We start from the raw sequence: 26,418 nt of genomic DNA, 5'->3' as shown, positions 1-26,418 counted from the left end.
TTTATATAAGCTTTTATTTTGTTTTTCAGAGTGTTGAAAGGCACTTTTTATTAAATGATTTTTTTATACATCTTCCTTATGTAAAGCATCTGCATAATTATACAGAGACCGGTTGTATCTGGGTAAATGGTGAGAAATTACTTTTAAGGTGAGTGATAAGGCTTCATTATATTTCCCGGCAGAAGAAAGAGACAGCGCTAAAAAAGAATCTACGGCATCATTCAGATCATCTGAATAGTTAGCTTTTTCTTCTCTTAAAATATGAATGCTTTCTTCTATTTTTCCATTATTTCTCAATGTACTTGCCAGTTGAATCCTTGCTCTTCTTCTTCGTAAACCTGATAATCCTAAACCTAATGCAGCTCTGTATAAGGGTTCTGCTTCCTTTTCATATCCAATTGAATCGAAGGCACATGCCATTTCAAAATCTGCAATGGCTTGTGAACCTGTAAGCAGGGCCGTATGATTTTTGAGCTGTTGAATAAATTCGTCGTTGCTTATTACTCCAAGTTTTTGCCAGATATCCTGTAATTGGGATTCCCAGTTTTCATCCATTGTATAGATTTTAGACAAAGATATAAATTATTGAAAGCGAAGCATTACTTTATAATTCTTAAAATTATTGTCATATTCTGAATCAGAAAATGGAATTAAATATTTATTTTTGCTGAACTTAACAAAGATTAAAAAAACATTAAAATATGGCATCAGGCTTTTTTGCAATTTTAGATGATATTGCAGCATTGATGGATGATGTAGCGGTTACGAGTAAAATAGCTACACAAAAAACAGCAGGAATTTTGGGAGATGACCTGGCTGTAAATGCAGAAAAAGCCACAGGCTTTCTTTCTTCCAGGGAACTTCCAGTATTGTGGGCCATTACCAAGGGTTCCTTTATCAATAAGTTGATTATCCTTCCTATTGCGTTTTTGCTCAATTGGCTTTATAAACCAGCCATTGAGATCATCCTGATTTTGGGAGGTTTATACCTTGCTTTTGAAGGGGTAGAAAAAATTATTGAATTCCTGTTTCACCGTTCCAAGAAAGGACATGAAGTAGTAGAAGAGAGTAAAGAAGATGAAAACTCTGAGGTTTCTGAAAAAGCAAAAATTAATTCAGCCATCAGAACAGATTTTATTCTTTCTATTGAGATTGTAATCATTGCTTTGGGAACAGTAATCCAACAGGAGCATCCACTTATTACGCAAATTCTTACCGTAACTTTTGTTTCATTTATTGCAACAGTAGGAGTTTACGGAATCGTAGCATTAATTGTAAGAATGGATGATGCTGGTTTTAAGTTAATCAAAAAAAGCCATGATAAAGGATTCTTTTCCAAACTTGGACATCTTTTAGTAAAAGCATTACCGGTAATTATCAAAATTTTAGGTGTTGTAGGAACAATTGCCCTGATTTTAGTTTCAGGAGGGATTTTCGCTCATAATATCCATTATCTGCATGAATTGCTTCCAACATGGCCGGATATTTTAAAAGAATTCACTTTTGGAATGGTAGGCGGATTAGCTGCTGTAGCTGTCTTTACGATAGGAAAATTAATCTATTCTTTAGCTATAAAAAAATAAATTAACCAAAATATAATAAAGAAATCCTGCATTGATTTGCAGGATTTTTTTGATTTAAAATCTAAGTAACTTCAGCGCACTTTCTCTGTTGTAATGAAAAGAATCTAAACTGATAAATGTTAGAGCTAACGTTAAGTTCTAACAGAAGAATAGAAATAAAGTATAGAATATGGGTATCTAACTTTGAATATTAAACCTTAAATTTTAAACAAAAAAAGAGGCCTAAGCCTCTTTTTATATTAATTGAATAAATCTTTCACTTTATCAAAAAAAGTTTTCTCCTTTCCGGATGGTTCTGCAACCATTTCTCCGCTGGACATCTGCTTTTCAAAGAAGTCTTTTTGCTCCTTAGTAAGCTTTTGCGGTGTCCAAACATTGATATGAATAAACATGTCTCCTTTACCATAGCTATCGATACTTGGAAGACCTTTTCCTGCTAATCTTAAGATTTTTCCGGATTGAGTTCCAGGATCAACAGTAATTTTTACTTTTCCGCCTACGGTAGGAATTTCTTTTTTAGTTCCTAAAGCAGCTTCAGCAAATGAAACATACAGTTCCTGGTGAAGATTGTCACCTTCTCTCTTAATTGTTTGATCTACTTCTTCTTCGATGATCACTAATAAATCACCCGGAGTACCACCAAACGGAGCATCATTTCCTTTTCCTCTTACATTAAGCTGGATTCCGTCTCTTGCACCTGCAGGAATGTTAATTGTGATTTCTTCCTCATCTTTTACAAGACCCTGAGCATTAGCTCCAGCAGGAATTTTATCTGCAACTTTTCCAATTCCCTGGCAAGTTCCACAAGTAGTTTGAGTCTGCATTTGACCAAACATCGTGTTCATCACTTTAAGCTGAACACCGGAACCGTTACAGGTAGGACATGTTTTTGAAGTGGCACCTTCTGCCATCTTCATTTTTTTAACTTTAATGGTTTTGTGAGTTCCGTTTACCATTTCCTCAAGGTTCAGCTTGATTCTGATTCTTAAATTAGAACCTTTCACCTGCTGACGACCACCGCCGCCACCGCCGAATCCTCCGAAACCGCCACCGAAAATATCTCCAAACTGACTGAAAATATCTTCCATATTCATTCCGCCTCCGAAGCCTCCGCCTCCGAAACCACCATTTCCACCCATTCCGGCGTGACCGAATTGGTCGTATCTGGCACGTTTCTGATCATCGCTTAATACTTCGTAAGCTTCAGCAGCTTCTTTGAATTTTTCTTCAGCCTCTTTATCCCCAGGATTTTTATCCGGGTGAAATTTGATGGCCATTTTACGGTATGCTTTTTTTATTTCGTCGGCAGATGCAGATTTGCTGATCTCAAGAACCTCGTAATAATCTCTTTTTGACATGACAATTTAATAATTGATTGTTGATAAATGATAAAAGATATTGTAAAGCTAATAAGTGAAACATTCATCAATTATCACTCATCATTTATCATTTATGAATTTTAGTTTCCTGTTACTACTTTTGCAAAACGGATTACCTTATCACTTAAAGTATATCCTGTTTCAATAACATCTACGATTTTCCCTTTCAGATCCTCAGATGGAGCCGGAATTTGAGTAATAGCTTCATGGAAGTCTACATTGAAGCTGTCTCCAGCTTTCACTTCCATAGCTTTTAATCCTTTTTCAGTAAGTTTATTTTTGAATTTCTGATAGATAAGTTCAACCCCTTGAAGATCTGCCGGATTTCCGTTTTTAGCAATTTCTTTTAATGCTCTTTCAAAGTCATCTAAAACACCCAACATAGAAACCATCATATCCTGGTTAGCATATTGGAAGAATTCCATTTTTTCCTTAGAAGTTCTTTTTTATAGTTTTCGAATTCAGCATATAATCTGATGTAACGGTCTTTTTCTTCTGCCAAAAGTTCCTCAGCAGAAGGAGTAGCTGTCACATTGTCCTGAGGGGTTGCCTCATTCTGAGTTGTGTTATCTTCTTGATTATTGATGCTTTCTTCGTTAATATCCTGATTTTCCATAATTCAATATTTATTTACATGAATGTTTCACAAAGACTCTGCCAAAGGAAAAAACAGGACATTAAGGCAGAAAAATGGTTGAAGAAAATAGGACTGTATAGACAGGGCTCTAAGAGACAAATGAATAGTAAACAAAAAAAGGAGAGACAAGGGATTGAGGCAAAAATAAAAGCTCAAGTTTTAATCTTAAAACTTGAGCTTTGAACTGTGGTGTTCGGAATCTTGAATCCCGAAATCCCGAAATCAATTACTGCTCTCCTGTAAACGTCTGATACAGCAGATATAAATTTAAAACAATGATAATAATAGTGATACCCCATACACAAACCTTTAGGAGTGGCTTGTTCACAAACTCACCCATTTTAGCTTTATCGTTGGTGAACATGACTAATGGAACTACTGCAAAACTTAACTGCATCGATAGAATTACCTGGCTTAAAACCAATAATTCTGTCGTTCCTTGTTCTCCATAAAGAATAGCAACAATCAAGGCTGGAATCACTGCGATAAGTCTTGTAATTAATCTTCGCAGCCATGGCTTTAGTTTGATATTTAAAAAAGCCTTCCATCACGATCTGGCCAGCTAAGGTTCCTGTAAGCGTTGAATTTTGTCCTGAAGCCAATAAGGCAATCGCAAAAGCAATGCTTGCCATTGAAGCTCCTAAAATAGGGGTTAACATCTTGTAAGCATCATGAATATCCGCTACATGTTCGTTACCTGTAGTGTGGAATGTTGCAGCGGCAAGAATTAAAATGGCAGCATTAATAAAGAATGCCAGCATTAAAGACACTGTACTGTCTAAAGTCGCAAACTTAATCGCCTCTTTTTTACCTTCTGTATCACGGGTATAATCCCTTGTCTGTACAATACTACTGTGAAGATATAAATTGTGTGGCATCACAGTAGCTCCTAAAATCCCGATCGCTATATAAAGCATAGCCGGATTCTGAATGATTTCTTTTTGGGGAACCAATCCGCCCAGAATTTCATTAAAAGCAGGCTTGGAAATAACAATTTCATAGGCAAAACAGGCGAGGATTACAAAAATAAGTCCACCTACAATACTTTCAATCCATCGGAAACCCTTAGCCTGAAGGAGAAGAATGATCAATACATCTACTGTTGTAATTACAATTCCCCAGGTCAGAGGAATATGAAATAAAAGATTTAATGCTATTGCTGAACCAATAACCTCTGCCAGGTCGCAGGCGGCAATGGCTATTTCACAAAATACCCAGAGAATGAAATTGGTAGTAGGATTGAAGTGATCTCTACAGGCCTGCGCCAAATCTCTTTCTGCTACCACGCCAAGTTTAACGGATAAATGTTGTAAAACCACCGCAAAAATGTTGGAAATAAGAATCACTGAAAGTAGGGTATAACCAAACTGAGCCCCTCCGGCAATATCTGTTGCCCAGTTTCCGGGGTCCATATATCCTACGGCAATCATTAGTCCGGGCCCGGCAAATGCAAGGTATTTTCTCCAGAAGCTGGCTTTTTTAGGGACTTTAATAGAAGAATAAACTTCTGATAAAGAGTGGGATGTTTTATCTTTTCGCCAGGCGCTTTTTAAATTGAAACTCATAAATGTTAGAAATGACTAACAAATTTAATTAAATAAATGTAAACACAAAAACCAAGACATAAAAAAATCCCGAAAATCACTTTCCGGGATTCAATTTTTATTGATTCTAAAGATTATTTAGAGAATCTTACAGACATTTTTCTATCTGCAGCTCTTTCAGCATCAGAAGCTTTTGCATCTACTTTAGCAAATTTACTTCCGTACCCTTCTGCTCCAAGAACCTGAGCTCCAACTCCTGCTTTTGCTAAAGCAGCTTTGATGAAATCAGCTCTTGACTGAGAAAGTTTTACGTTAGAGGCTTCATTTCCTGTTTTATCAGTATATCCACCGATTTTGATTTTTGCATCAGGGAAAGCTTTAAGAATAGCTACTAAGTTATCCAACTGTCCTTGTGATCCAGCCTCTAATTCAGTAGAGCTGCCCAATTTAAAGTTTACATGATCGAAATCGTACCACTTGTCTTTCAATGCTGCATCATCTGCCGCATTTTTGTATCCATCAGTTTTCAGGAATGAAATCATTTGGTCTTCCATACCGCCTTTGTATCCTTTCAGCATTACTCCATTAAGGTCGATGTTTTCATCCGTTTTAGCTGCAGGTGTTGCAGTAGAAGCTGGAGTAGAAGATGTTGTGGAGGCACTATCTACAGACATTCCCGTAGAGTCTGAGGTAGAAGACATCGTTGTCGTTGTTTGCTTCTTCTCACATTGTTTCCAAAGGAAATATCCAGCGGCGATTAATAATAAAAGCGGAAGCAACCATTTCCAGATTGAGCCTCCGCCTTGATTATTATTGTTGTTATTTTCAAATTGTTCTCTTATTTCTCTTGCTCCTTCACTTACATTTTCTCTTGCTGTAGCAACACCTTCAGCGATGTTATCCTTAGCAGTAGAAGTTACTGAAGAAACTGTTTCTTTCGCTTGACCAAACCAATTTTCAGCTCCTAATCCAAAGGAAGCTAAAGAAAGTCCTGCCGGCAGTAAAGAAGAAATAATGCCTTTCTGATCATTCAGTAAGCTGGAAATACCTGAAGCACCCAAATTATTGTCTGCTGCATATTTTCCCACTGTGCCTACTGTAGCCCCGGTAACCAGGTTTAACAAAGAACCTGCAGAATTGTTGCTGATTCCTGAAAAACTGGCAATGGAATTAACTAGTCCGCCTACTTTATCTCCAAAAAGAGAAGATAATAAATTGGTAATAATAGGGTTACTAGATGACCCACCTAATAAATTTCCTAAAATTCCGCTTGAAGAGGCTTTCGTAATAGCATCCACAACACCAGGATTGTCTGCGTTATTGGCTAATCCACCTACTACAGCGGGTAATAAGCCACCAATTGCTTTAGAAATTCCGGATTCGCTTTCTCCAAACTGTGATGCAGCCTGTGAAACCAAAGCGGGACCTAATTGTCCTTTAATTAAATCAATGACATTTAAAGACATAATAAATTTTTTTAGATTAATGTTGAGATAAATTTAAACAAAAATCCGTCCAAATGTCATTTTTTTTCAATAATTGTTGAAAAATTAACGAAATTTCCTAAAATCGTTAAAATTATTAATACGCTTTTGCGAATAATACACGTCTCTTTGATGGTTTTCCAGAAATCAAAGAAATACCTTCTTCAATATCATCATCTAAAGGAATACATCTGATTGTTGCCTTCGTTTCGTCCTTAATCTGCTCTTCTTCTTCAGCGGTACCATCCCAGTGTGCGTAGATAAATCCTCCTTTTTCTTCAAGAACTTTCTTGAATTCTTCGTAAGTATCTACTTTGGTGATGTTGTTTTTTCTGAATTCAAAGGCTTTGTTATAAATATCTTGCTGAATGGTTTTTAGTAACTCTTCAATATAGGTATCTATCCCTTCAATAGAACGAACTTCTTTCGTAAGGTTGTCTCTTCTTGCAATTTCCACAGAATTGTTTTCAAGATCTCTTGGTCCCATAGCAATTCTTACCGGAACTCCTTTCAATTCATATTCAGCGAATTTCCATCCTGGTTTGTTCTGAGTGTCATTATCAAATTTCACAGAAATACCTTTAGCTTTTAATTTAGCCTGGATATCTAAAGCCACTTCACTGATCTGGGCCAATTGCTCTTCTCCTTTAAAGATTGGAACAATCACTACCTGAATTGGAGCCAGAGTTGGAGGCAGTACCAATCCGAAATCATCAGAATGAGTCATAATTAAAGCACCCATCAAACGGGTAGATGTTCCCCAAGATGTAGCCCATGCATGTTCTATTTTTTCCTTCTTTGTTGGTGAATTTTACATCAAATGCTTTTGCGAAATTCTGTCCTAAGAAGTGAGAAGTTCCTGCCTGAAGAGCCTTTCCATCCTGCATTAATGCTTCAATACAGTAGGTTTCATCTGCTCCTGCAAATCTTTCAGAAGGGGTTTTTAATCCCTGAATTACTGGCATTGCCATAAAGTTTTCTGCAAAATCTGCATAGACTTTGTTCATTTTCTCAGCTTCTTCTACAGCTTCATCTTTTGTAGCGTGAGCTGTGTGTCCTTCCTGCCATAAGAATTCTGCTGTTCTAAGGAACAGACGGGTTCTCATTTCCCAACGTACAACATTAGCCCATTGGTTGATAAGGATAGGAAGATCTCTGTAAGACTGGATCCAGTTTTTATAAGTATTCCAGATAATTGCTTCAGACGTAGGGCGAACGATAAGTTCTTCTTCCAGTTTAGCATCCGGATCTACGATTAATTTTGAAGGGTTATTAGGATCTGTTTTTAATCTGTAGTGAGTAACTACCGCACATTCCTTTGCAAAACCTTCTGCATTTTTTTCTTCAGCCTCAAATAAGCTCTTGGGCACAAAAAGCGGGAAATATGCGTTCACGTGACCTGTTTCTTTGAACTTTTTATCCATTTCATCACGCATTTTTTCCCAGATTGCATAGCCATACGGTTTGATTACCATACATCCACGCACTCCTGAGTTTTCAGCTAAATCAGCTTTTACAACCAGCTCATTATACCATTTGCTGTAATCTTCGCTTCTTGAGGTTAATTTTGCCATTATCTTTTAAAATTTTTTTAACTTTTGCACATTATTGTTATCTAAAAATAAAAATCTATTTTTGATAGATTTTTTAATCAGTATTTGGTACATTTTTGGTACAGATTGCAAATATAATTTAAATTAAAAATTTTTACGTTATCATGAAAAGAAATATACATAAAAATTTGCTTGGGCTGCTAAAATCTAAAGGGATATTAGCAATCTCAGGCGGATTATTGCTTATGTCTTGTGGTGCTCAGATGGGAGGGTATAGCGAGACAGATGGGGTATATTATGACCCCAATAAGGATACGCTGCCAGAAGGAGTTATCATTAATGGTGGCGGAAACAGAGTAGGAGATTACTACGACTACTATCAGGATTCTAATGTTATTCAGAATGCACAGACGAATTCCAGAGAACAGCAAAATAAATATAACGAATGGAGCGATGTAGATCCTAATTGGGGAAATGCAACCAACTCTGATTGGGGGATGTATGCAGGCTCTCAAACCAATTATTATGACAACTCATGGGGATGGGGATCTCCTTGGGGCTGGGGAGGATATAATCCTTACTGGGGCTGGAACCGTGGCTGGGGCTGGGGTGCTAGTCTTTCATGGGGTTGGGGCGGATCATTCGGTTGGGGCTGGGGAGGCTCTTTCGGATGGGGAAGCCCATATTGGGGATATGGATATTCTCCATACTGGGGCGGATACTATGATCCATTCTGGGGTGGGTATTATGGAAACCCTTACTGGGGCTACGGAGGTGGCTATTGGGGCGGACATAACAGAATTTATATGAGAAGCGGTAACAGCGGCTCAGGAATGAGTAATGCTGTATACAGAACAAACACTGCTAGAAATAACAACGGATTCAGAAATTCTAATGGATTTAGAAACTCTAATTCCGGTGGCTTCAGAAATGAAAATTCAGGTGGTTTTAGAAATGAAAACGGCGGATTCAGAAATGGAAGCTCTGGTGGATTTAGAAACGGAAATTCAAATGGCGGTTTCAGGAATTCAGATTCAGGTGGATTCCGTAATTCTGCGCCTCAACAGCCAAGATATAATGGAGGTTTCAGATCCGGTGATTCCGGAGGTTTTAGAAACAATGGCGGATTTAATAATTCCAGTGGTGGTTTCAGATCTGGCGGTTCATCAGGCGGCGGTGGCGGCTTTAGAGGTGGCTCATCCGGCGGGGGTGGCGGCTTCAGATCCGGTGGCTTCAGATAATATTCAACTTCATTAAAAAACTATTAAAAAAATAATGTTAAAAAAATCTTTAGTATTAATGGGTATTTCTGCTGCATTTTTTGCGCAGGCTCAAGATGTTTCATTAATAAGAAATACTGTAGATGTTTATTCTAGTACTCCTATGGTGGGATCTGCCAAGTTTAATGCCATGGCAGGTGCTAACGGAGCATTGGGAGGTGATGCGAATTCATTGCTGACTAACCCGGCAGGTTTAGGAGTTGCTATTTCAGGAGAAGTTTCTGCAACCTTATCCGTTATAGGGAATAAAAATAGCTCTTCCTTAGGTGGAAATAAAATGGATTTTAGCAAGACAAGAGGTGATTTAGGAAATGCGGGAGGTGTAATTGCTTTTCCATTAATGACTGAGTCGGCATGGAAATTTATCAATATCGGGGTTAATTTTTCAAATCAATCCCTTGATAATATTATACAGACTCCCGGAAATGCTAATATAACAGCTTCTTTACCTGATGGTGCTGCTACATTAGACGGACATGCTTATTCAAGATACGGAAATTTATCCAAGATGAGTTTCGGTGTTGGAGCGAATTATAATCATAGTGTATATATTGGAGCAGGATTGAATTTTTTCAATGCTACTGTAGATCAGTATGATAGATTGGGCTTAAAGATGAATAAAAATAATTATGTGGATGTTTTTGACAGACAGGATACTCCTTATTCAGAAAGATCCTCTGGATTCTCCGCTACAATAGGGGTAATTGGAAAATTAAGTCCTAATTTCAGATTAGGAGCATCTCTTGAGACCCCTACATTCTGGAATATAGATCGTGATTTCAGCTTTTACAATAATCCGGATTATGGAAATGGGATAGGTTCTGAAAACAGAAAATTTACTTCTCCGCTTAAAGCTACGGTGAGTGCAGCGTTTGTTGCCAGTAAAAACTTCTCATTGAACGTAGATTATACTCTAGGTCTTACAAAACCGGATTATAAAGTATATGGTAACGTTGAAAGGGATCTGAATTCTTTCTTTAAAGAGAATTATAAAAACATGTCTGAAGTAAGAGTAGGTGCCGAATATAGAGTACAGCAACTAAGATTAAGAGGTGGGTATTCCTATTTATCCAATCCGGTTGATGCTCTTACGATTAGCAGATTTGATAATGCAGGTAATGTAGCAGATCAATCTTATAGTAATATGATGTTAAGCGATAGAAACTTACTTTCGTTTGGTATTGGGTATGACTTCAAATCATTCTATATTGATGCATCCTATCAAAATGTAAGTTCAAAGTACAGCAATCCTTTTATGAGAGGACTTATTGGAAATGATTATGACAGTGCTTATTATTCATTAGATTCAAAATCTATCTATGAAAGTGATGCTTATGCAGTAAGTGAAGTTAAAAACAGCAGAAACAACTTCTTCCTTACCGTTGGTTGGAAATTCTAATTTCCCATTGATGTGATGAAATAAAAATAAAAGCTCTGAATTTTAAAATTCAGAGCTTTTTTTATGTTTTAAAATAAATTTTTTAATGATGGTGGAAAAGGTGCATCATCAGAGCAAGAGAAACACCTAATACGACAAGTCCAATTTTGACCCAATCAATATTGTGATTCTTATTGCTTTCAAAAATAATCACCGATGAAATATGAAGGAAAATTCCACCTACAATAGCCAGAAAATAGGGCTGAAGGTCCGGGTTGAAATAATTCCCCAATAACATTCCCATAGGAGAAGCTAATGCAAAAAGAGCAACGATCAATAGAGAAGGATAAGTTGAAGAGCTTTTGGATTCTCCTTTTCTATTGAATAAAAATGCGCCCAAGATAAATGAGATAGGAAGATTGTGAAACACAATCCCTAAAAGGTAAGGTGATAACTCATGTTCTTCATTGGCCAGGGAATTCCCTCAATAAATGCATGAATAAAAAGTCCTACCATTAAAGCCATGGGTAGAATATTATGTTCACTGTGGTGATGGAAATGTCCATGCTCAAAACCTTTGGTAAGCGCTTCCAGAATCATTTGCAGAAGAACTCCTGCAATGACGAATATTCCCAGACTGCTGCTTGCTGAAGAAGTATATACCTGAGGGAAAACTTCATTCAGACAGATTGTAATCAGGAAGCCAGCACTTAATACCAATAGATTTTTAGCCAGCTTTTCCTTTTTACCAAAGTGTTTCCCCAGAAACACTCCGGCAACTACACTTAAAATCAGTAAAAGTACTGTTATCATTATTTTTTCTTAAATAAATTGATGCAACGTGGAGAAGTTTCTTTATTAAACTCATTCAACTGATAATCGCCCCAGATTTTTATTCTTTCAAAACCACAATCCGAAGCATAAGCATGGATGGCTTCCAATGTGTGAAGTTTCACTTTTTCAAAGAAATGGAAAGACTGGCCCTCTGTTTCAAAATGAATATCTTTAATAACGTGTCTGCCTTCGATTTTTTTCAGAATCTTAAAATCAATATTTCCACGGGTAATAATGGTTTCGGGCACCAGGGTGTTTCTTACATATTCTTCATTCAGGTAATCCAGAACAAAATATCCTCCAGGTTTTAGTACATTATATACTGATTGGAAAACTTTTTTATCATCATTTTCATTGTCAAAATAACCGAAACTGGTAAAAAGATTGAAAACAGCATCCATCGGATCTGCATCAATGGGGTTTCGCATATCGTGAACCTGGAAAATCAGGGTTTGATTTTCATACTGTTTATCAGATTCAATACTTTGTCTTGAAAGATCCAGACCTAAAACATCGTACCCTAATTTGTTGAGGAAAACAGAATGTCTTCCTTTTCCACAGGCAAGATCAATGATCCTGGATTGAGGCGGAAGCTGTAGATCCGCAGTAAGTTTTGTAATGAAGTTTTCAGCTTCAGTATAGTCTCTGTTGCTATACAACAAATGATAATAAGGGGTATCAAACCAAGATTCAAACCATTCCATAATGCAAAAATAACTAAATTTGTGGTCTTAAAAGCAAAGTATTTTACAACATAGAAAGATTGAAAAATTCAATTGAGTAATGAATTGGGTAGTTAATCTTTTAATTATTAATGCTTTAAAACTTTTAATTCAAAATTATGGATATAGAAAATCTACCAATACAGATCAAAACATTCTTCGGATTAGAGCAAATTCTGGCAGAAGAGATCAAGAAATTAGGCGGGAGAAAGGTTGAAATTAAAAATAGAGCCGTGAATTGTGAAGGAGATCTTGGGTTTCTTTATAAGATCAATTATTCTGCAAGAACGGCATTGAAAATCTTGGTTCCTATTCATCAGTTTAAGGCTTTCAACCAGCATCAGTTCTATGACAGGTTATTTAAATTTGAATGGGATGAATTTATGGATGTAGATCAGTCTTTTTCTATTGATGCTACGGTAAATTCTGAAACTTTCAAACATTCTCAGTTTGTGACGTTAAAAATGAAGGATGCAATTGTAGATTATTTTCAGGATAAATATAAAAGACGTCCCAATATAGAGACGAGAAATCCGGATATTAAGTTCCATCTTCATATCGACAGAGAATTGGTGATGATTTCTATGGACTCTTCTGGTGATGCTTTATTCAAAAGAGGGTATAGAAGAGAACAAGGGGAAGCCCCTATTAACGAGGTTTTAGCCAGCGGAATGCTGCAATTGGCAGGCTGGGATGGAAAAGGAAACTTCCTTGACCCGATGTGCGGTTCCGGAACATTACTCATTGAAGCAGCGATGATTGCAATGGATCTTCCGGCTCAGATCTTCAGAAAAGATTCGGATTCCAAAACTGGAAAAACTATGATGCTGATTTATTCTCGAAAATCAAAGAATTCAGAATCAATAGAGTGAGACAGTTTGATGGAAAGATTGTAGGGTATGATATTGATGCAAGAATGCTGAATGCAGCCAGAATGAATGTGGAGGCGGCAGAAATGGAAGATGTAATAGAGATCAAAAAACAGAATTTCTTTGATTCTAAGAAAGAACTTTTCCCATTATTGATGGTATTTAACCCACCATATGATGAAAGAATTTCTATCAATGATGATGATTTCTACAAAAAGATAGGAGATACGTTTAAAACAAGCTATCCAAATACTTTAGCATGGTTGATTTCCTCTGATCTGGAAGCCGTGAAGAAAATCGGTTTACGTCCTTCAAGAAAGATCAAACTGTTCAATGGAAAGCTGGAGACGAGATTCCTGCAGTACGAAATGTATGAAGGAACGAAAAAGATTCATAAATTAGAGGATAAATCCTAAGTATCGTATGTCTTGGAATGTTTTTGATTTCATAGACTTTATTCTTGATCTTTTAGATCTTATATTTACTGGATCTAAGAGAAAAAAGAAATAGAATAGGCTGCATTATTTAATACAGCCTATTCTAATTATATTAATTTCCATGAACAAGCTGTTAAACTGTTTGTGGTTTCCTTTCCGAATCAGTAATTTTGAAAAATTTTCAATTTGAAGCCTAGTATTTCCATTATTGTTGCCATTTACAACCGAAAGGACGAACTTTTCGAGTTGCTGACTTCTTTGACTCAACAGACTGATAAAGAATTTGAAATTATTATCGTGGATGATGGTTCAATTATTGATCTGAAGCCTACCATCAAGAATTTCGAAGAGATTCTCGATATTAAGTATTTCAGGAAAGATAATTCCGGGCCGGGGCTTACTAGAAATTATGGTGCCAAGAGAGCTGCTCATGAATGGCTGGTATTTGTAGACAGTGATGTGATTGTTGAAAAGGATTATATCGAACATATTAAAAAAGATATTCAGATCATTCCATGTGATGCATTTGGAGGAGCAGATAAAGCTCATAAGGGTTTTAATCTGATGCAAAAAGCAATTTCATATTCCATGACTTCTGTTTTTACGACGGGAGGAATCAGAGGAAGCAAGAAAGCGGTTTCAAAATTTCAGCCCAGAAGTTTTAATATGGGGGTGAAAAAAGCGGTTTTTGAGAAAGTAGGCGGTTTTTCTGAAATGAGAATAGGAGAGGATCCGGACTTATCGATGACCCTTTGGGAAAACGGATTTACTACTGCTTTTTTTGATGATATTGCAGTGTATCATAAACGTAGAGTAGACTTTGGGAAATTCTCCAAGCAGGTGTATCAGTTTGGCTGTGCAAGACCGATTCTTAATCAAAGGCATCCGGACTATGTAAAAATATCCTTTGCATTTCCTACTTTATTTATGTTAGGATATATCATGGGATTTATGGAATATTTTATTTTAGGAAAAGGATTTATTCTTGCTTTCTATGGATTGTATACATTTCTGGTATTTTTCCATGCTTTATTGTTGACTAAGAATATCAGTATTGCCGGAATGGCGGTGATTTCTACCTATATTCAGATGTTTTCTTATGGATACGGATTCCTGAAATCCTGGGTTCTGTTGAATGTTTTCAGGATGAAGCCTGAGGATGCGTTTCCACATCATTATTACAAAAATAACTAGCTGCCTGCTCTGGGGTTCCTTTCAACTTTTTGTTGGAAAACGCTAAGGCGCGGAGATTTTTTATACTGTATGTTATAAGGCGCAAGTAGGATTTTATCTCCAATAAAATTGATGGTGGTTAGATTTTCTCACGGATTACGCAGATTTTTACCTATTTTGGAATGATAAAATGTATTTTTATTATTGAGTACATAAAAATGGATTCAATAGAAATGGACTTTAGTCCATTTACAATAAAAGCAAAAATTCCATTGGCTTTAGCTAAAACCTAAAAATATTTGACATTGCAAGGTTGCTTCTAACTCTCACAGATTAGTTATAGTAAAAAACAGTATTGGAGCTCTGAAATAAAAATAAAGAAGGCTGTTTCAAGGAAATAGCCTTCTTTTGTACAATAAAATTTAGGATATAGAGATGTTTTCATGGTTAAGAACTCCTACTTTCAGCATACATTCTTTCATTTTATGGTAGGTTCTTTTGATGTCGTGATCCAAGCCGATAGAAAATCTGATTAATCCATCAGAAATACCGATTGATGCACGTTCTTCTTCCGGAATCTCGGATGAAGTAGATTTTCCTGAGCAAGAGAACAGGGTCTTATAGAAACCTAAGCTTACCGCCAGATAACCAAGGTTTTCAGTCTGCATCATTTCCATTAGTTCGTTGGCTTTTTCTGTAGTTCCTGCATCCAGTGTTAATAATCCTCCGAATCCGTACTCTTCATCAATCATGCTCTTCATCAGTTCATGATTTTTATGAGAAGGTAATCCCGGATAAGATATTTTTAAACCATCCTGTTCAAATCTTTCCGCAAGATAGAGAGCATTGTGACTATGTTGTTTTATTCTGATATGAAGGGTTCTCAGGTTTTTAAGGATGCTGGATGCTCTTAAGCTGTCCATTGTAGGCCCCAATAGCATACATGCCCCGGAGTTTACATTTTTAGTATCATCAATAAATGACTGAGAGCTGCAATATACGCCTCCGACAGTATCACTGCTTCCATTGATGAATTTTGTTAAACTATGGATCACAACATCCGCTCCAAATAATTGTGGAGAAATAGAAAGTGGAGAGAATGTATTGTCTACAATCAGTTTTAAATTATGCTTTTTACAGATTTCAGAAAGCTTTCTAAGATCTGCTACTTCAAGTAGAGGGTTGCTTACACTTTCGCAATAGATCACTTTTGTATTGGGAGTAATAGAAGCTTCTATAGAGTCAAAATTATTGATATCCACAAAAGTAGTCGCTACATTGAATTGTGGTAAAAAGTTTTTAAGGAAAGCATAGGTTCCTCCATAAATAGTTCTGCTTGAAAATAATATGGTCACCACTTTTACATACCTGCATCAAAACCGAAGTGATAGCTCCCATTCCGGATGCTGTAACGTTGGCAGACTCTGTATTTTCCATTTTAGCTAAAGCCTGGGCCAGATAAAGATTCATAGGTGATGAATGTCTGGAGTACAGGTAACATCCTTCCGCATTTCCTTCAAAAGTATCAAACATAGTTTTTGCAGAAAGGAAGGTATAGGTGGAACTGTCAGAAATAGAAGGGTTTACTCCTCCAAATTCGCCGAAATACTGAAGATCCTGGATCTCGTTGGCTGCGTTAAATTTTTCCATAAGCATTTTTTTATTTTACCAGCCTAATTTGCACTATTTTCCTAATTATTACAACATATATTTGAATTTATAGATTATAAAACTGCTGAATGTTGTTTATTTAGAAAATATAATTGCTATCTTCGGAAATATTAATTTTTCACCAAAAATTTATCTATGGAACTTGATGATATTGATAAAAAACTACTGCTGTTTTTGCAGGAAGACTGTAAGCAAACTACCAAAGAGCTATCCGGGAAGCTTGGTTTATCGGTTACTGCTATTTATGAACGGATTAAAAAACTTGAAAATGCCGGTGTAATTTCAAAATATGTAGCCTTATTGGATAAAAGTAAGGTTCAGCGTAATTTTATCATTTTGTGTCATATAAAACTAACGCAGCATAAAAAAGAATTTGTTCTGCAGTTTGAAAAAGAAGTGATGAACCTCCAGGAAGTAACGGAATGTTTTCATGTAAGCGGAGACTACGATTATATCCTTAAAATAGGAGTAAAGGATATTGAGGATTATCGGAATTTTATGCTGACGAAACTTACGACGCTTCAGCACATCGCAAGTACGCACAGCTCATTTATGATTTCTGAAGTAAAAAATACAACAGCAATTATTTTGTAAGAAATTATATGAAACTACTAGTCGAGTCTTCTATCATTACTCATTGTAGATCACTCATTACAGATCACTCATTATTAAACCAGCACTCCGTTTTTAGAAGCAATAGGATCTGGTAATTCTGTTTCTCCAGTCATTTGAAGAAGGTCAATTTCGATAGTTCTACAGATGGAGAGCATTGGAACGTCAAACATTAACCCGGCAAAAGGGTTTTCAGAATAATCACCCACCAGTTCCATGATAATATAAATCCATCCGATAATAATACAGAAAGGAATAGAGGTCCATATTCCCCAGTCACCCAATTTTGCAAATTCATTCACGAGCCCAAGAGGAAGTAAGGTGATAAAAAGGATGTTGAAAACAAATGCCGTACTCGCAAACTGTCTTGGAGAAGGGAATTTTTTGATTCTTTCTGCCTGTCCTTGAAAACCATAGAATTCATTCAGACTGTTTTGTAACTGTGTCTGATTAAAATCTGTAATGGCATTCATGTTTTTTAACTCATTGATATCTTTCGCCTGTTGGGAGATCAGGTAGGTTGCAAAGTTTTTATAAGTGTTTTTCAGTTCATATTCTTCTTCTGAAAGGTATTTATGCAAGAAAATAGGAGCTCTCCCATAATCAGGAAAACCTGCTTTAATCAATCTGTTTCTTCTAAGATTGATATTTCCGAATTTATTATTTTCACTGCTGATATGCTCCCATTCTGTAGGAACTAAAAGTTGCTCACGGAAAGTGTATAACCATGCGATATGACGGTTGATAATCTTTTTCCTGCGATCTTCAAGATCAAAAATACCTATTTCTTCGTTCTTGGTATCAAAAGCCTGTACCATAGATGCAAATGATCGGCTGGAATTCACAATGCCGCCCCATATTTTTCGTGCTTCCCAAAGCCTGTCGTAAGCCTGGTTGTTTTTAAAACCTACTAAGAAGGCTTCTGCAGTACCTATAAGTGCTACCGGAACCCACGGGATAGTCATCCAATGCCAGTTGAAGAAGTAAAAAAGTACAGCAATCAATGTACACCAGATAGAGATTAAGATAAGATGTACACCGGACAGATTGAGAACTTGTTTATAATTGACGTATTTTGTAGTGATCATAAAGATGAATGTGTTTTGCGTGTACAGACAAAATAAGTACCAAACTTTTTAGAGTTTATCGGAGAATGCCTGCTATAAATTTAATTTCAGTTTTCGTTTAGTATAATGTTCTCGGATTGAGCTTGATAAATCCTAAATAAAAGTAATGAAAAAAAAGCATAAAAAAACCTCTAAATAATTTTAGAGGTCTGATTTTATATTGATTTAATATTGCAGCATTTCTTCAATCTTCCTGGAAAGCTTTTCAGCATTTGGAAGCATTTCTTTTTCCAATACCAGATTGATAGGAACCGCCGGTACATCTAAAGATCCCATGGTTTCTACCGGAGCATCCAGATATTTAAAGCAATTCTTGGAAATTCTGTGTGCAAATGCTTCTGCAAATGAATTGTTAAGCTGCTCTTCGGTCAAAACAATACATTTTCCATGTGCTTTTACTCTTTCGAAGACCAGTTCTTCATCTAATGGAATTAAAGTTCTTAAATCAATTACTTCTACTTTTCCTTTAAAGTTCTTGGCTGCTTCTTTCGCCCAGTAAACTCCCATTCCGTAGGTTACCACTAATAACGTTCTGCCTTTTTCTGTTTCCTCTCGATCAGCTTCTATGATAATTTTTCCTTTTCCGAATGGTAAAACGTAATCTTCAGCAGGCTCAATGGTTTTAGCATCTTCGGTTCCCGGAACTTTACTCCAGTATAATCCTTTGTGTTCCAGCATAACCACTGGGTTCGGGTCATAGTAAGCCGCTTTTAAAAGACCTTTGAAGTCTGCAGCATTACTTGGATATGCTATTTTGATTCCTTTAATATTGGCAAGAATACTTTCAACGCTTCCACTGTGGTAAGGACCGCCGCCGCCGTAAGCTCCGATAGGAACACGAATAATATTGCTTACAGGGAATTTTCCACCACTTAAGTAGCTTGATTTTGATATTTCTGTAATTAATTGGTTGATACCTGGATAGATGTAGTCAGCAAACTGAACTTCAACGATTGGTTTCAGACCTACAGCACTCATCCCGGTTGTTGAACCGATAATATATGCTTCCTGAATAGCCGTATTGAAAACTCTTTTGCTTCCGAACTTCTTTCCAAGAGTTACTGTTTCACGGAAGACTCCACCAATTCTTTCTCCTACATCCTGACCATAAAGAAGGGCTTCGGGATGCTTCCACATCAGCTCCTGTATAGCATGAATAGCAGCATCTACCATTACGATCTTCTCGCCATTGGCAGGTTCACGTGTTCCTGTCTCTTCTGTAATTGGAGTAGGAGCAAATACGTGCTGCATTACCGTTTCAGGCTTTGGATCTTCAGCGTTTTTAGCTTTTTCAAAAGCTTCTTCTGCTTCAAGACGGGTCTTTTTTGTAATTTGTTTTAAAAGATCTTCGTCTACACCTGTTTCTAATAAGTGCTTTCTAAGGATTTCTCCCGGATCTTTGGCTCTATGTTTTGTTAAATCTTCTTCATCTCTATAGAATTCTCTTCTTACTCCTGAAGTGTGGTGTCCGATCAATACTGTCTTTGCGCAAACAACCAAAGGTTTTCTCTCTGTTCTTACAAAGTCTACCGCTTTCTTCATAGCTTCGAAACTTTCCACGAAATCAGTTCCGTCAACTCTCATTCTGCTTAATCCGGTGAATCCTGCCACAAAATCGTAAGCATCACAGGTTCTGGCTTCTTCTTTGGTTACAGAGATTCCCCACTCATTATCCTGAACAAGGAAAATAATAGGAAGTTGATGTAAAGCTGCAAACTGCAAAGCTTCACTTACTTCACCTTCTGTTACAGAGTTGTCACCAAGACTGCAGATCACAACAGGATTATTTTCAAACTGTTGGAGTTCGAAATCCTGAATATATTTTATTCCCTGAGCAACACCGGTTGTAGGGATGGTCTGCATTCCTGTTGCAGAACTTTGGTGAATGATTTTTGGTTTATTCTCATCCCTGCTGGAAGGATGGGAGTAATAGGATCTACCTCCGGAAAAAGGATCATCAGCTTTAGCCAGTAATTGAAGCATCAATTGATAAGGTTCAAACCCAATTCCCAAAAGAATACTTTCGTCTCTGTAATAAGGGGAAACCCAATCTTCCTTTTTGAGTTGGTAGGCGGTTGCTAATTGGATGGCTTCGTGGCCTCTTGAAGTACTGTGGACGTATTTACAGATGTTTCTGTTTTCCTCATAAATGTCGGCCATTGCTTTAGCAAGCATCATATGATTGTACGCTTTAAGTAAAATATCCTGAGAAACTTTTTCGTGAAGTGTATTTTCCATAGGAAGCAAATATATATAAAAAAAACAAAATACTAACAACTGTTAGTATTTTGCAAAAAAAATATGAATTTGTTGATTATTCTTTAATGATTTTTTTAGAAGTAATGTCATTGCCGGTTTTTACTTCTATGATGTAAATTCCTTTTGTATAAGCCGATAAATCAATGGTTTCCTTATCACTTTCGATTGTTCCATTACGTAATTTTTTACCGGAAAGATCATAAATTGCGAAGGTAGATTTTTTAGGAGCTTTCAGGATGTTTATTACATCTTTTGTAACAGAAGGAGCCACGGCTAGACTGCTTAAAACACCCGTTTTAGACTCTTTTGTTCCTAATACTTCGTTATATCCGGTTACTATAATAGAGTAGTCTTGAGGAGCATTTTCGGTATCATTGTTTTTAAGGGTGCCTTTATTGGAAATTTCAATTCTGTAAGTTCTTCCCGCTACAGGAGCATCTACTATTACCTGTTCAACGTTATCTACATGTTAACCCTGTAATATTACCTCCCTGTAAATAGTCAGAATTGGAATTTTTGATTTGGTCCATATCGTGAACTTTGTAGAAATAAGGCTGATTGCCATCTGTAAAGCCTGCAAGGCTGGCTTTGAGCTCATTGATTTCTTTTAAAGCTTCCGGATTTCTGTTAGAGCTATATTTCTTAGCGATATAGGTATCCAGTTTTTGAATATCCTCTGTTCTTAATTTTTCAAAATCTCTTTTGAGAGTTTCATTTTTGTTTTGTGCACTTGTTAAAGAAATAACCAAAGTACTGATCGAAATAAAGATTTTCTTCATAATATTTGATAGATATTTAAAGGTTGTTGTGTTTTTTCAAATATATGAATATTGTATTTTTTTTCCTTTTCTAATATTAATAATTTGTTTTTTTAGTGATTTAATTGGTTTTTGTTTGGTTTTTAATTTAAAAAATTAAATTGTTTTTAAATTTTATAGTTTTATTTTCGCTCAGGTTGAGATATGAATAAAGGTGTGGTGGATGTTAATTCTTTTTTAATAATAATAAGTTTGGATAAGAAAAAAGATGGGTAAGATGTTAATGGTTGTCAATGTTTTTTTATATAATAGTATTGTTACATAACTACTTTTTCGAATAAATAATTGGAAAAAATGAAGTAACTTTACATTCTCTTTTTATAAAAAGTTAGAAAATTATATGTATTTAATTTTTGACACAGAAACAACCGGTTTACCAAAAAATTTCAATGCTCCGCTTTCAGATTCTGATAACTGGCCAAGAATGGTTCAGATCGCATGGCAGGTGCATGATGATGATGGTAATTTAATTGAAAATCAGGATTATATAATAAAGCCTGAAGGGTATGATATTCCCTTTAATGCAGCAAGAATTCACGGGATTACAACCAAGATTGCTAATGAGGAAGGGCGTGATCTGCAGGAGATCTTAGAAGAGTTTTCTAAGGTGCTTGAAAAAATAAGAGTAGTTTCCGGTCACAATGTTGAGTTTGATTACAATATTGTAGGAGCGGAATTCTACAGAAAAAATATAAAAGATAATCTTCAGGAGAAACCCAAAGCAGATACAATGATTCTGGGGACCGATTTTTGCCAGTTAGGTGGAGGTCGTGGGGGACGTTTTAAACCTCCGAAACTTGAAGAGCTTTATGAAAAACTGTATGGGAATAAATTTGATGAGGCCCATAATGCTGCTGCCGACGTAAATGCTACAGCCAGAGCGTTTTTCGAAATGGTAAGGATTGGCGTTGTTCCTGCTGAAACATTAAAGATTTCGGAAGATCAGTTAGCCTATTTTAAGAGTCTTTATCCAGATCCGATCAAGCCCTTCAATATCGTTATCAGAAGGCAGGTTGCAGATTTTCATAATAAGAAGAAGCAACAGGATTTTGGAAGTATTGATGAAATTGATTTAGGAAAATATTTCAATTTTGATAATCATAGTGTCTTTTCAACTTTAACGGCTACTTCAAGTATTAATGACTTGATTAAAAAAGCTTCTGATGAGAATTTTCCAGCTGTCGGAATGGTGGATCTGGGAAATATGATGGGGGCTTTCAAGTTTGTTTCTGCTGTGGAAGGAGCGAATGGTGACAGAGCTAAGAAACATAAAGAATACCTGGCAAAAAAGCAGGAAGCTGAAGAAAACGGAACTGAATTTAATGAACCAGAGCCTGTTTCTGAGCCATTGATTCCTGTTGTAGGCTGTGAGTTTTATATTTCAGAACGCTATGAACAAAAGCAGTTTACCAAAGATGATCCGGACAGGAGAACCCAGGTTGTGCTTTTGGCAAAAGACTTTAACGGATATAAAAACCTAGCAAAACTTTCAAGTATCGGTTTCTTAAAAGGATTCTATTTTGGGGTCCCAAGGATTAGCCGTGAACTGATTGCTCAATATAAAGAAGGAGTTATAGCCTTAACTTCCGGGATTATGGGAGATATTCCTGATGCGATCTTAAATACCGGTGAGCAGAAAGGGGAAGAACTTTTCAAATGGTGGAGTGACACTTTTGGAGATGATTTTTATGTTCAGCTCCAAAACCATAATCTGCCAGAAGAAGAACACTTAAATGAAGTTTTATTATATCTGGCAGATAAATATAATGTTAAAATTCTGGCTCAGAATGAAACTTTTTATACCAATAAAGATGATGCGAATATCCAGGATATTGTAAGCTGTATCAAAGACGGAGAGAAGTTGACAACGCCTATCGGAAAAGGGTTTGGTAAGAGAAGAGGATTGGCAACGAGAGAGTACTATATGAAAAGCTCTGACGAGATTAAAGAAGCTTTCCTTGCTTATCCGGATGCGTTTGAAGCCTATGATGAGTTTTTTGCAAAATTTAAACCTTATACCCTAAAACGAGATGTTCTCCTGCCAAAATTTGATATTCCTGAGGAATTTATCCATGCAGAAGATGAAGTAGATGGCGGGAAAAGAGGAGAGATGGCTTATCTTACCCATCTTACTTATGAAGGAGCAAGAAGAAGATATGTTGAAACCGGGATTACTGATGAGATAAAAGAACGTCTGGATTTCGAATTAGAAGTAATTGCCAATACCGGATATCCGGGATACTTCCTTATTGTACAGGATTTCTGTAATGAAGCCCGTAATATGGGGGTTTGGGTAGGCCCGGGAAGAGGATCGGCAGCAGGATCTGCCGTAGCTTATTGTATCGGAATTACCAATGTTGATCCTATTAAATATGATCTGCTTTTTGAGAGATTCCTGAATCCTGAGAGGGTTTCGATGCCAGATATTGATATCGACTTTGATGATGAGGGTAGGGACCGGGTTATCAAATGGGTAATTGAAAAATATGGACAAAGCCAGGTAGCGCAGATTATTACCTATTCAGTATTAGGAGGGAAATCTGCGATTAAAGATGCCGGAAGAGTACTGGATGTTCCAATTCCTGATACGAACAATATTGCTAAACTTATTCCTTCCACACCCGGGATGAATATTGCGAAAGCATTAGCAAAATATGATAAATTGAAACCGGAAGAACAGATGCTCGTTGATGAGATGAGGTATGTTCTTGAAAGTCCTGATGATTCCCGTCACGGAGTATTGGCAAGTGCTAAGAAGATGGAAGGGTGTATCAGGAATACCGGTATTCACGCCTGTGGGGTAATTATTACTCCGGAAGATGTAAGTAATTTGGTTCCGGTAACCATTGCTGCAAAAGATGCTGATATCTTAGTATCTCAGTTTGATAACTCGGTGGCGGAAAGTGCCGGTCTTCTGAAGATGGACTTCCTGGGGCTTAGAACACTTACCATCATTAAAGATGCATTAAAGCTAGTGAAAGCGAGATATGGATTAGATATTGATCCGGATCTTATTCCATTGGATGATGCCAAAACATATCAATTATTTAAAGAAGGAAGGACAGTCGGGATCTTCCAGTATGAAAGTCCCGGGATGCAAAAATACATGCGGGAGCTTAAACCCACGGTTTTTGCCGATCTTATTGCCATGAACGCACTTTACCGTCCGGGGCCTATTAAATATATCCCGAACTTTATTAATAGAAAGCACGGCATTGAAGAGATTGTTTATGACTTGCCGGAAACAGAAGAATATTTAAAGGAAACTTACGGAATTACCGTTTATCAGGAGCAGGTAATGCTTCTTTCTCAGAAACTGGCCAACTTTACGAAAGGTGAGGCCGATACGCTGAGAAAAGCGATGGGTAAGAAGCAGATTGATGTTCTTAATAAAATGTATCCTAAATTCATTGAAGGAGGTAGAAAAAACAATCTTAATGAGGAAAGGCTGGAGAAAATCTGGAATGACTGGAAGGCCTTTGCGGAATATGCCTTCAATAAATCCCACTCAACCTGTTATGCATTTATTGCGTATCAAACTGCTTATTTAAAAGCCAATTACCCGGCAGAATATATGGCGAGTGTGATGAGTAATAACATTAACAATACTGATTCAATTACCATGTTCATGGAGGATTGTAAGAGTATGGGAGTGGATGTTTTAGGACCTGATGTAAATGAATCTCAATACAAATTCTCCGTAAACGAAAAAGGGCAGATCCGTTTTGGCTTGGGAGCGATTAAGGGAATTGGAGAAGGACCAAGTGAAGCTATTACAAGAGAAAGAGAAAACGGAAGGTTTAAAAATATCTATGATTTTTTTGAAAGAATACTGCCTTCCCAAATGAATAAAAGGGTAGCGGAAAGTTTAGTGGTTGCTGGTGCTTTTGATGAATTGGATACTTTCCACAGAGGTCAGTATTTTGATATTGATATGGCCGGAAAAACGAACCTGGAACGATTGATCAGATATGGACAAAGCTTTCAGGAAAGTAAAAATGAGATGGAGCATTCTCTGTTTGCTGATTTTGCAGATGAAGTTCAGATCGAACAGCCAAAACTAGCTCCATGTCCCGAATGGCCGAATATGCATAAGCTGAACAAGGAAAAAGAAACCATTGGATTCTATCTTTCTGCCCATCCACTGGATGAGTTTAAATATCAGTTCCAGTTTATGCAGGGGAGACTTTCCAAGAAGTCGGTTCTGGAAAAGAAGAGGATGAAAAGACTGCTACTGATGAAGCACCTGTTTTGGAGCAGGACTCAACTGATGAAACTACCGATCTTACAGAAATTGTTTCCGATGAATTATCTGTTGGAGAAGAAGAAATAATTGAAGAAGCAACCAAAAAAGCAGAGCCAAAAGGAAATTTCTTATTCCTGAATCTGGATGAGGTAGATGCTTACAAGGAGCAGGCTTTTGCCAATAAACAGGAAGAGCTGTTTGAAGAAAAAAAGAAAGACTGGAAAACACTTCAGAAAGAAAGAGAAAACGGTGGTGGTGGAAAAGAATATACTGTGGCAGGTCTTATCACAGAATATAGAGTTCAGGATGGTTTCAGAAGTGGTGAAAAAGTAGCTTTTGTCACTCTGGAAGATTATTCCGGGTCTTATTCTTTCAGATTGGGAGATAGGGATTATATGAGACTGAAGGAAAAACTGGAAGTACAAAGGTTTGTCATCTTTAAAATAAAATTTGCTCAGGTAAAAGATGGAAGAGTCTTTGTCAATGTAAATGATGTGATTGAGCTTCAGGAAGCATTTGAAAGATATGCTAAAAGTATTTCTTTAGTAATGGATGTGATGGATGTAAGACTTGAGGATCTGGATTTCTTCAAAACAGTTCTGGAACGGAATAAAGGAAACCAGAAATTAAAATTCTATATCAAAAATATTGAAGATGATTCCCAAATTGAAGTACAGTCGATGAAGCATTCTGTAGATTTGAACGGGGATCTTATCAAAGAAATACAATTACTTAATAAGTATGAGTTCTATCTTAACTAAAAAGATAAAAATATGAATTTAAAAGTGGCCTTTGGTCACTTTTTTTATTTT

Annotated in this window: 13 protein-coding genes and 7 pseudogenes; 7 read left to right on the top strand and 13 right to left on the bottom strand. The window is 36.6% G+C overall.

Features of this window, described 5'->3' with window-relative positions; translation table 11 throughout:
- Positions 1 to 63: 63 nt before the first annotated feature.
- Entirely contained in the window at positions 64 to 555 is a 492-nt protein-coding gene (locus H5J24_RS15055) for a tetratricopeptide repeat protein (protein ID WP_068942249.1), read from the bottom strand.
- 146 nt (positions 556 to 701) lie between these two features.
- Between H5J24_RS15055 and H5J24_RS15050 the strand changes: the two genes are divergently transcribed.
- Positions 702 to 1,583 (top strand): DUF808 domain-containing protein, encoded by an 882-nt coding sequence (locus H5J24_RS15050; protein ID WP_068942250.1) that lies wholly within the window; start codon positions 702 to 704, stop codon positions 1,581 to 1,583.
- Positions 1,584 to 1,822: 239 nt separating this feature from the next.
- On the opposite strand, the gene dnaJ is transcribed toward H5J24_RS15050, so the two are convergent.
- From dnaJ to proS, 5 genes and pseudogenes are all read right to left on the bottom strand, one after another.
- A complete protein-coding gene (gene dnaJ, locus H5J24_RS15045) occupies positions 1,823 to 2,941 on the bottom strand; it encodes a molecular chaperone DnaJ (protein WP_065393720.1) in 1,119 nt (372 codons plus the stop codon).
- 101 nt (positions 2,942 to 3,042) lie between these two features.
- Positions 3,043 to 3,578: pseudogene (locus tag H5J24_RS15040) on the bottom strand (nucleotide exchange factor GrpE).
- Between the two features lie 247 nt (positions 3,579 to 3,825).
- A pseudogene (locus H5J24_RS15035) lies at positions 3,826 to 5,164 on the bottom strand (Nramp family divalent metal transporter).
- 113 nt (positions 5,165 to 5,277) lie between these two features.
- Positions 5,278 to 6,609 carry an OmpA family protein gene (locus H5J24_RS15030; protein WP_068942259.1) on the bottom strand — a complete coding sequence of 444 codons (1,332 nt, stop codon included), beginning with the start codon at positions 6,607 to 6,609 and terminating at the stop codon, positions 5,278 to 5,280.
- Positions 6,610 to 6,724: 115 nt separating this feature from the next.
- Positions 6,725 to 8,201: pseudogene (gene proS / locus H5J24_RS15025) on the bottom strand (proline--tRNA ligase).
- A 143-nt stretch (positions 8,202 to 8,344) separates the two neighbouring features.
- Here proS and H5J24_RS25670 point away from each other — a divergent pair.
- Together H5J24_RS25670 and H5J24_RS15015 are read left to right on the top strand one after the other, a co-directional pair.
- Entirely contained in the window at positions 8,345 to 9,421 is a 1,077-nt protein-coding gene (locus H5J24_RS25670; RefSeq protein WP_068942263.1) for a prolyl-tRNA synthetase, read from the top strand.
- A 34-nt stretch (positions 9,422 to 9,455) separates the two neighbouring features.
- Positions 9,456 to 10,859 carry an OmpP1/FadL family transporter gene (locus H5J24_RS15015; RefSeq protein ID WP_068942264.1) on the top strand — a complete coding sequence of 468 codons (1,404 nt, stop codon included), beginning with the start codon at positions 9,456 to 9,458 and terminating at the stop codon, positions 10,857 to 10,859.
- Between the two features lie 82 nt (positions 10,860 to 10,941).
- Here the strand turns inward: H5J24_RS15015 and H5J24_RS15010 are convergent.
- Both H5J24_RS15010 and H5J24_RS15005 read right to left on the bottom strand, forming a co-directional pair.
- Positions 10,942 to 11,648, bottom strand: a pseudogene (locus H5J24_RS15010) (ZIP family metal transporter).
- A 2-nt stretch (positions 11,649 to 11,650) separates the two neighbouring features.
- A complete protein-coding gene (locus H5J24_RS15005; protein ID WP_068942266.1) occupies positions 11,651 to 12,376 on the bottom strand; it encodes a class I SAM-dependent DNA methyltransferase in 726 nt (241 codons plus the stop codon).
- A gap of 137 nt (positions 12,377 to 12,513) precedes the next feature.
- Between H5J24_RS15005 and H5J24_RS15000 the strand changes: the two are divergent.
- Both H5J24_RS15000 and H5J24_RS14995 read left to right on the top strand, forming a co-directional pair.
- Positions 12,514 to 13,679, top strand: a pseudogene (locus H5J24_RS15000) (THUMP domain-containing class I SAM-dependent RNA methyltransferase).
- A 207-nt stretch (positions 13,680 to 13,886) separates the two neighbouring features.
- Entirely contained in the window at positions 13,887 to 14,894 is a 1,008-nt protein-coding gene (locus H5J24_RS14995) for a glycosyltransferase family 2 protein (RefSeq protein ID WP_068942270.1), read from the top strand.
- A 401-nt stretch (positions 14,895 to 15,295) separates the two neighbouring features.
- Here the strand turns inward: H5J24_RS14995 and H5J24_RS14990 are convergent.
- Positions 15,296 to 16,523 (bottom strand): annotated as a pseudogene (locus H5J24_RS14990) (aminotransferase class I/II-fold pyridoxal phosphate-dependent enzyme).
- Positions 16,524 to 16,679: 156 nt separating this feature from the next.
- Between H5J24_RS14990 and H5J24_RS14985 the strand changes: the two are divergent.
- Complete coding sequence (locus H5J24_RS14985; RefSeq protein ID WP_068942272.1) at positions 16,680 to 17,138, top strand: Lrp/AsnC family transcriptional regulator; 459 nt, start codon at positions 16,680 to 16,682, stop codon at positions 17,136 to 17,138.
- A gap of 74 nt (positions 17,139 to 17,212) precedes the next feature.
- Here the strand turns inward: H5J24_RS14985 and H5J24_RS14980 are convergent, their stop codons facing one another.
- The 4 genes from H5J24_RS14980 to H5J24_RS14965 all read right to left on the bottom strand — a co-directional run bounded on the left by H5J24_RS14980 (position 17,213) and on the right by H5J24_RS14965 (position 21,321).
- Positions 17,213 to 18,244 (bottom strand): bestrophin family protein, encoded by a 1,032-nt coding sequence (locus H5J24_RS14980; RefSeq protein ID WP_068942275.1) that lies wholly within the window; start codon positions 18,242 to 18,244, stop codon positions 17,213 to 17,215.
- Between the two features lie 204 nt (positions 18,245 to 18,448).
- On the bottom strand, positions 18,449 to 20,521 hold the full coding sequence (locus H5J24_RS14975; RefSeq protein ID WP_068942277.1) for an alpha-ketoacid dehydrogenase subunit alpha/beta: 2,073 nt from the start codon (positions 20,519 to 20,521) through the stop codon (positions 18,449 to 18,451).
- A 76-nt stretch (positions 20,522 to 20,597) separates the two neighbouring features.
- Positions 20,598 to 20,813 (bottom strand): T9SS type A sorting domain-containing protein, encoded by a 216-nt coding sequence (locus H5J24_RS14970; protein ID WP_068942279.1) that lies wholly within the window; start codon positions 20,811 to 20,813, stop codon positions 20,598 to 20,600.
- 187 nt (positions 20,814 to 21,000) lie between these two features.
- Positions 21,001 to 21,321, bottom strand: coding sequence for a hypothetical protein (locus H5J24_RS14965; protein ID WP_068942281.1), 321 nt, complete (start codon positions 21,319 to 21,321; stop codon positions 21,001 to 21,003).
- Positions 21,322 to 21,700: 379 nt separating this feature from the next.
- On the opposite strand from H5J24_RS14965, the pseudogene dnaE reads away from it, so the two are divergent.
- Positions 21,701 to 26,367 (top strand): annotated as a pseudogene (gene dnaE, locus H5J24_RS14960) (DNA polymerase III subunit alpha).
- Positions 26,368 to 26,418 lie beyond the last annotated feature (51 nt).

This window comes from Chryseobacterium capnotolerans (assembly GCF_021278965.1).
Classification (GTDB): domain Bacteria; phylum Bacteroidota; class Bacteroidia; order Flavobacteriales; family Weeksellaceae; genus Chryseobacterium; species Chryseobacterium capnotolerans.
This window is presented reverse-complemented; position numbering and strand designations above follow the sequence as displayed.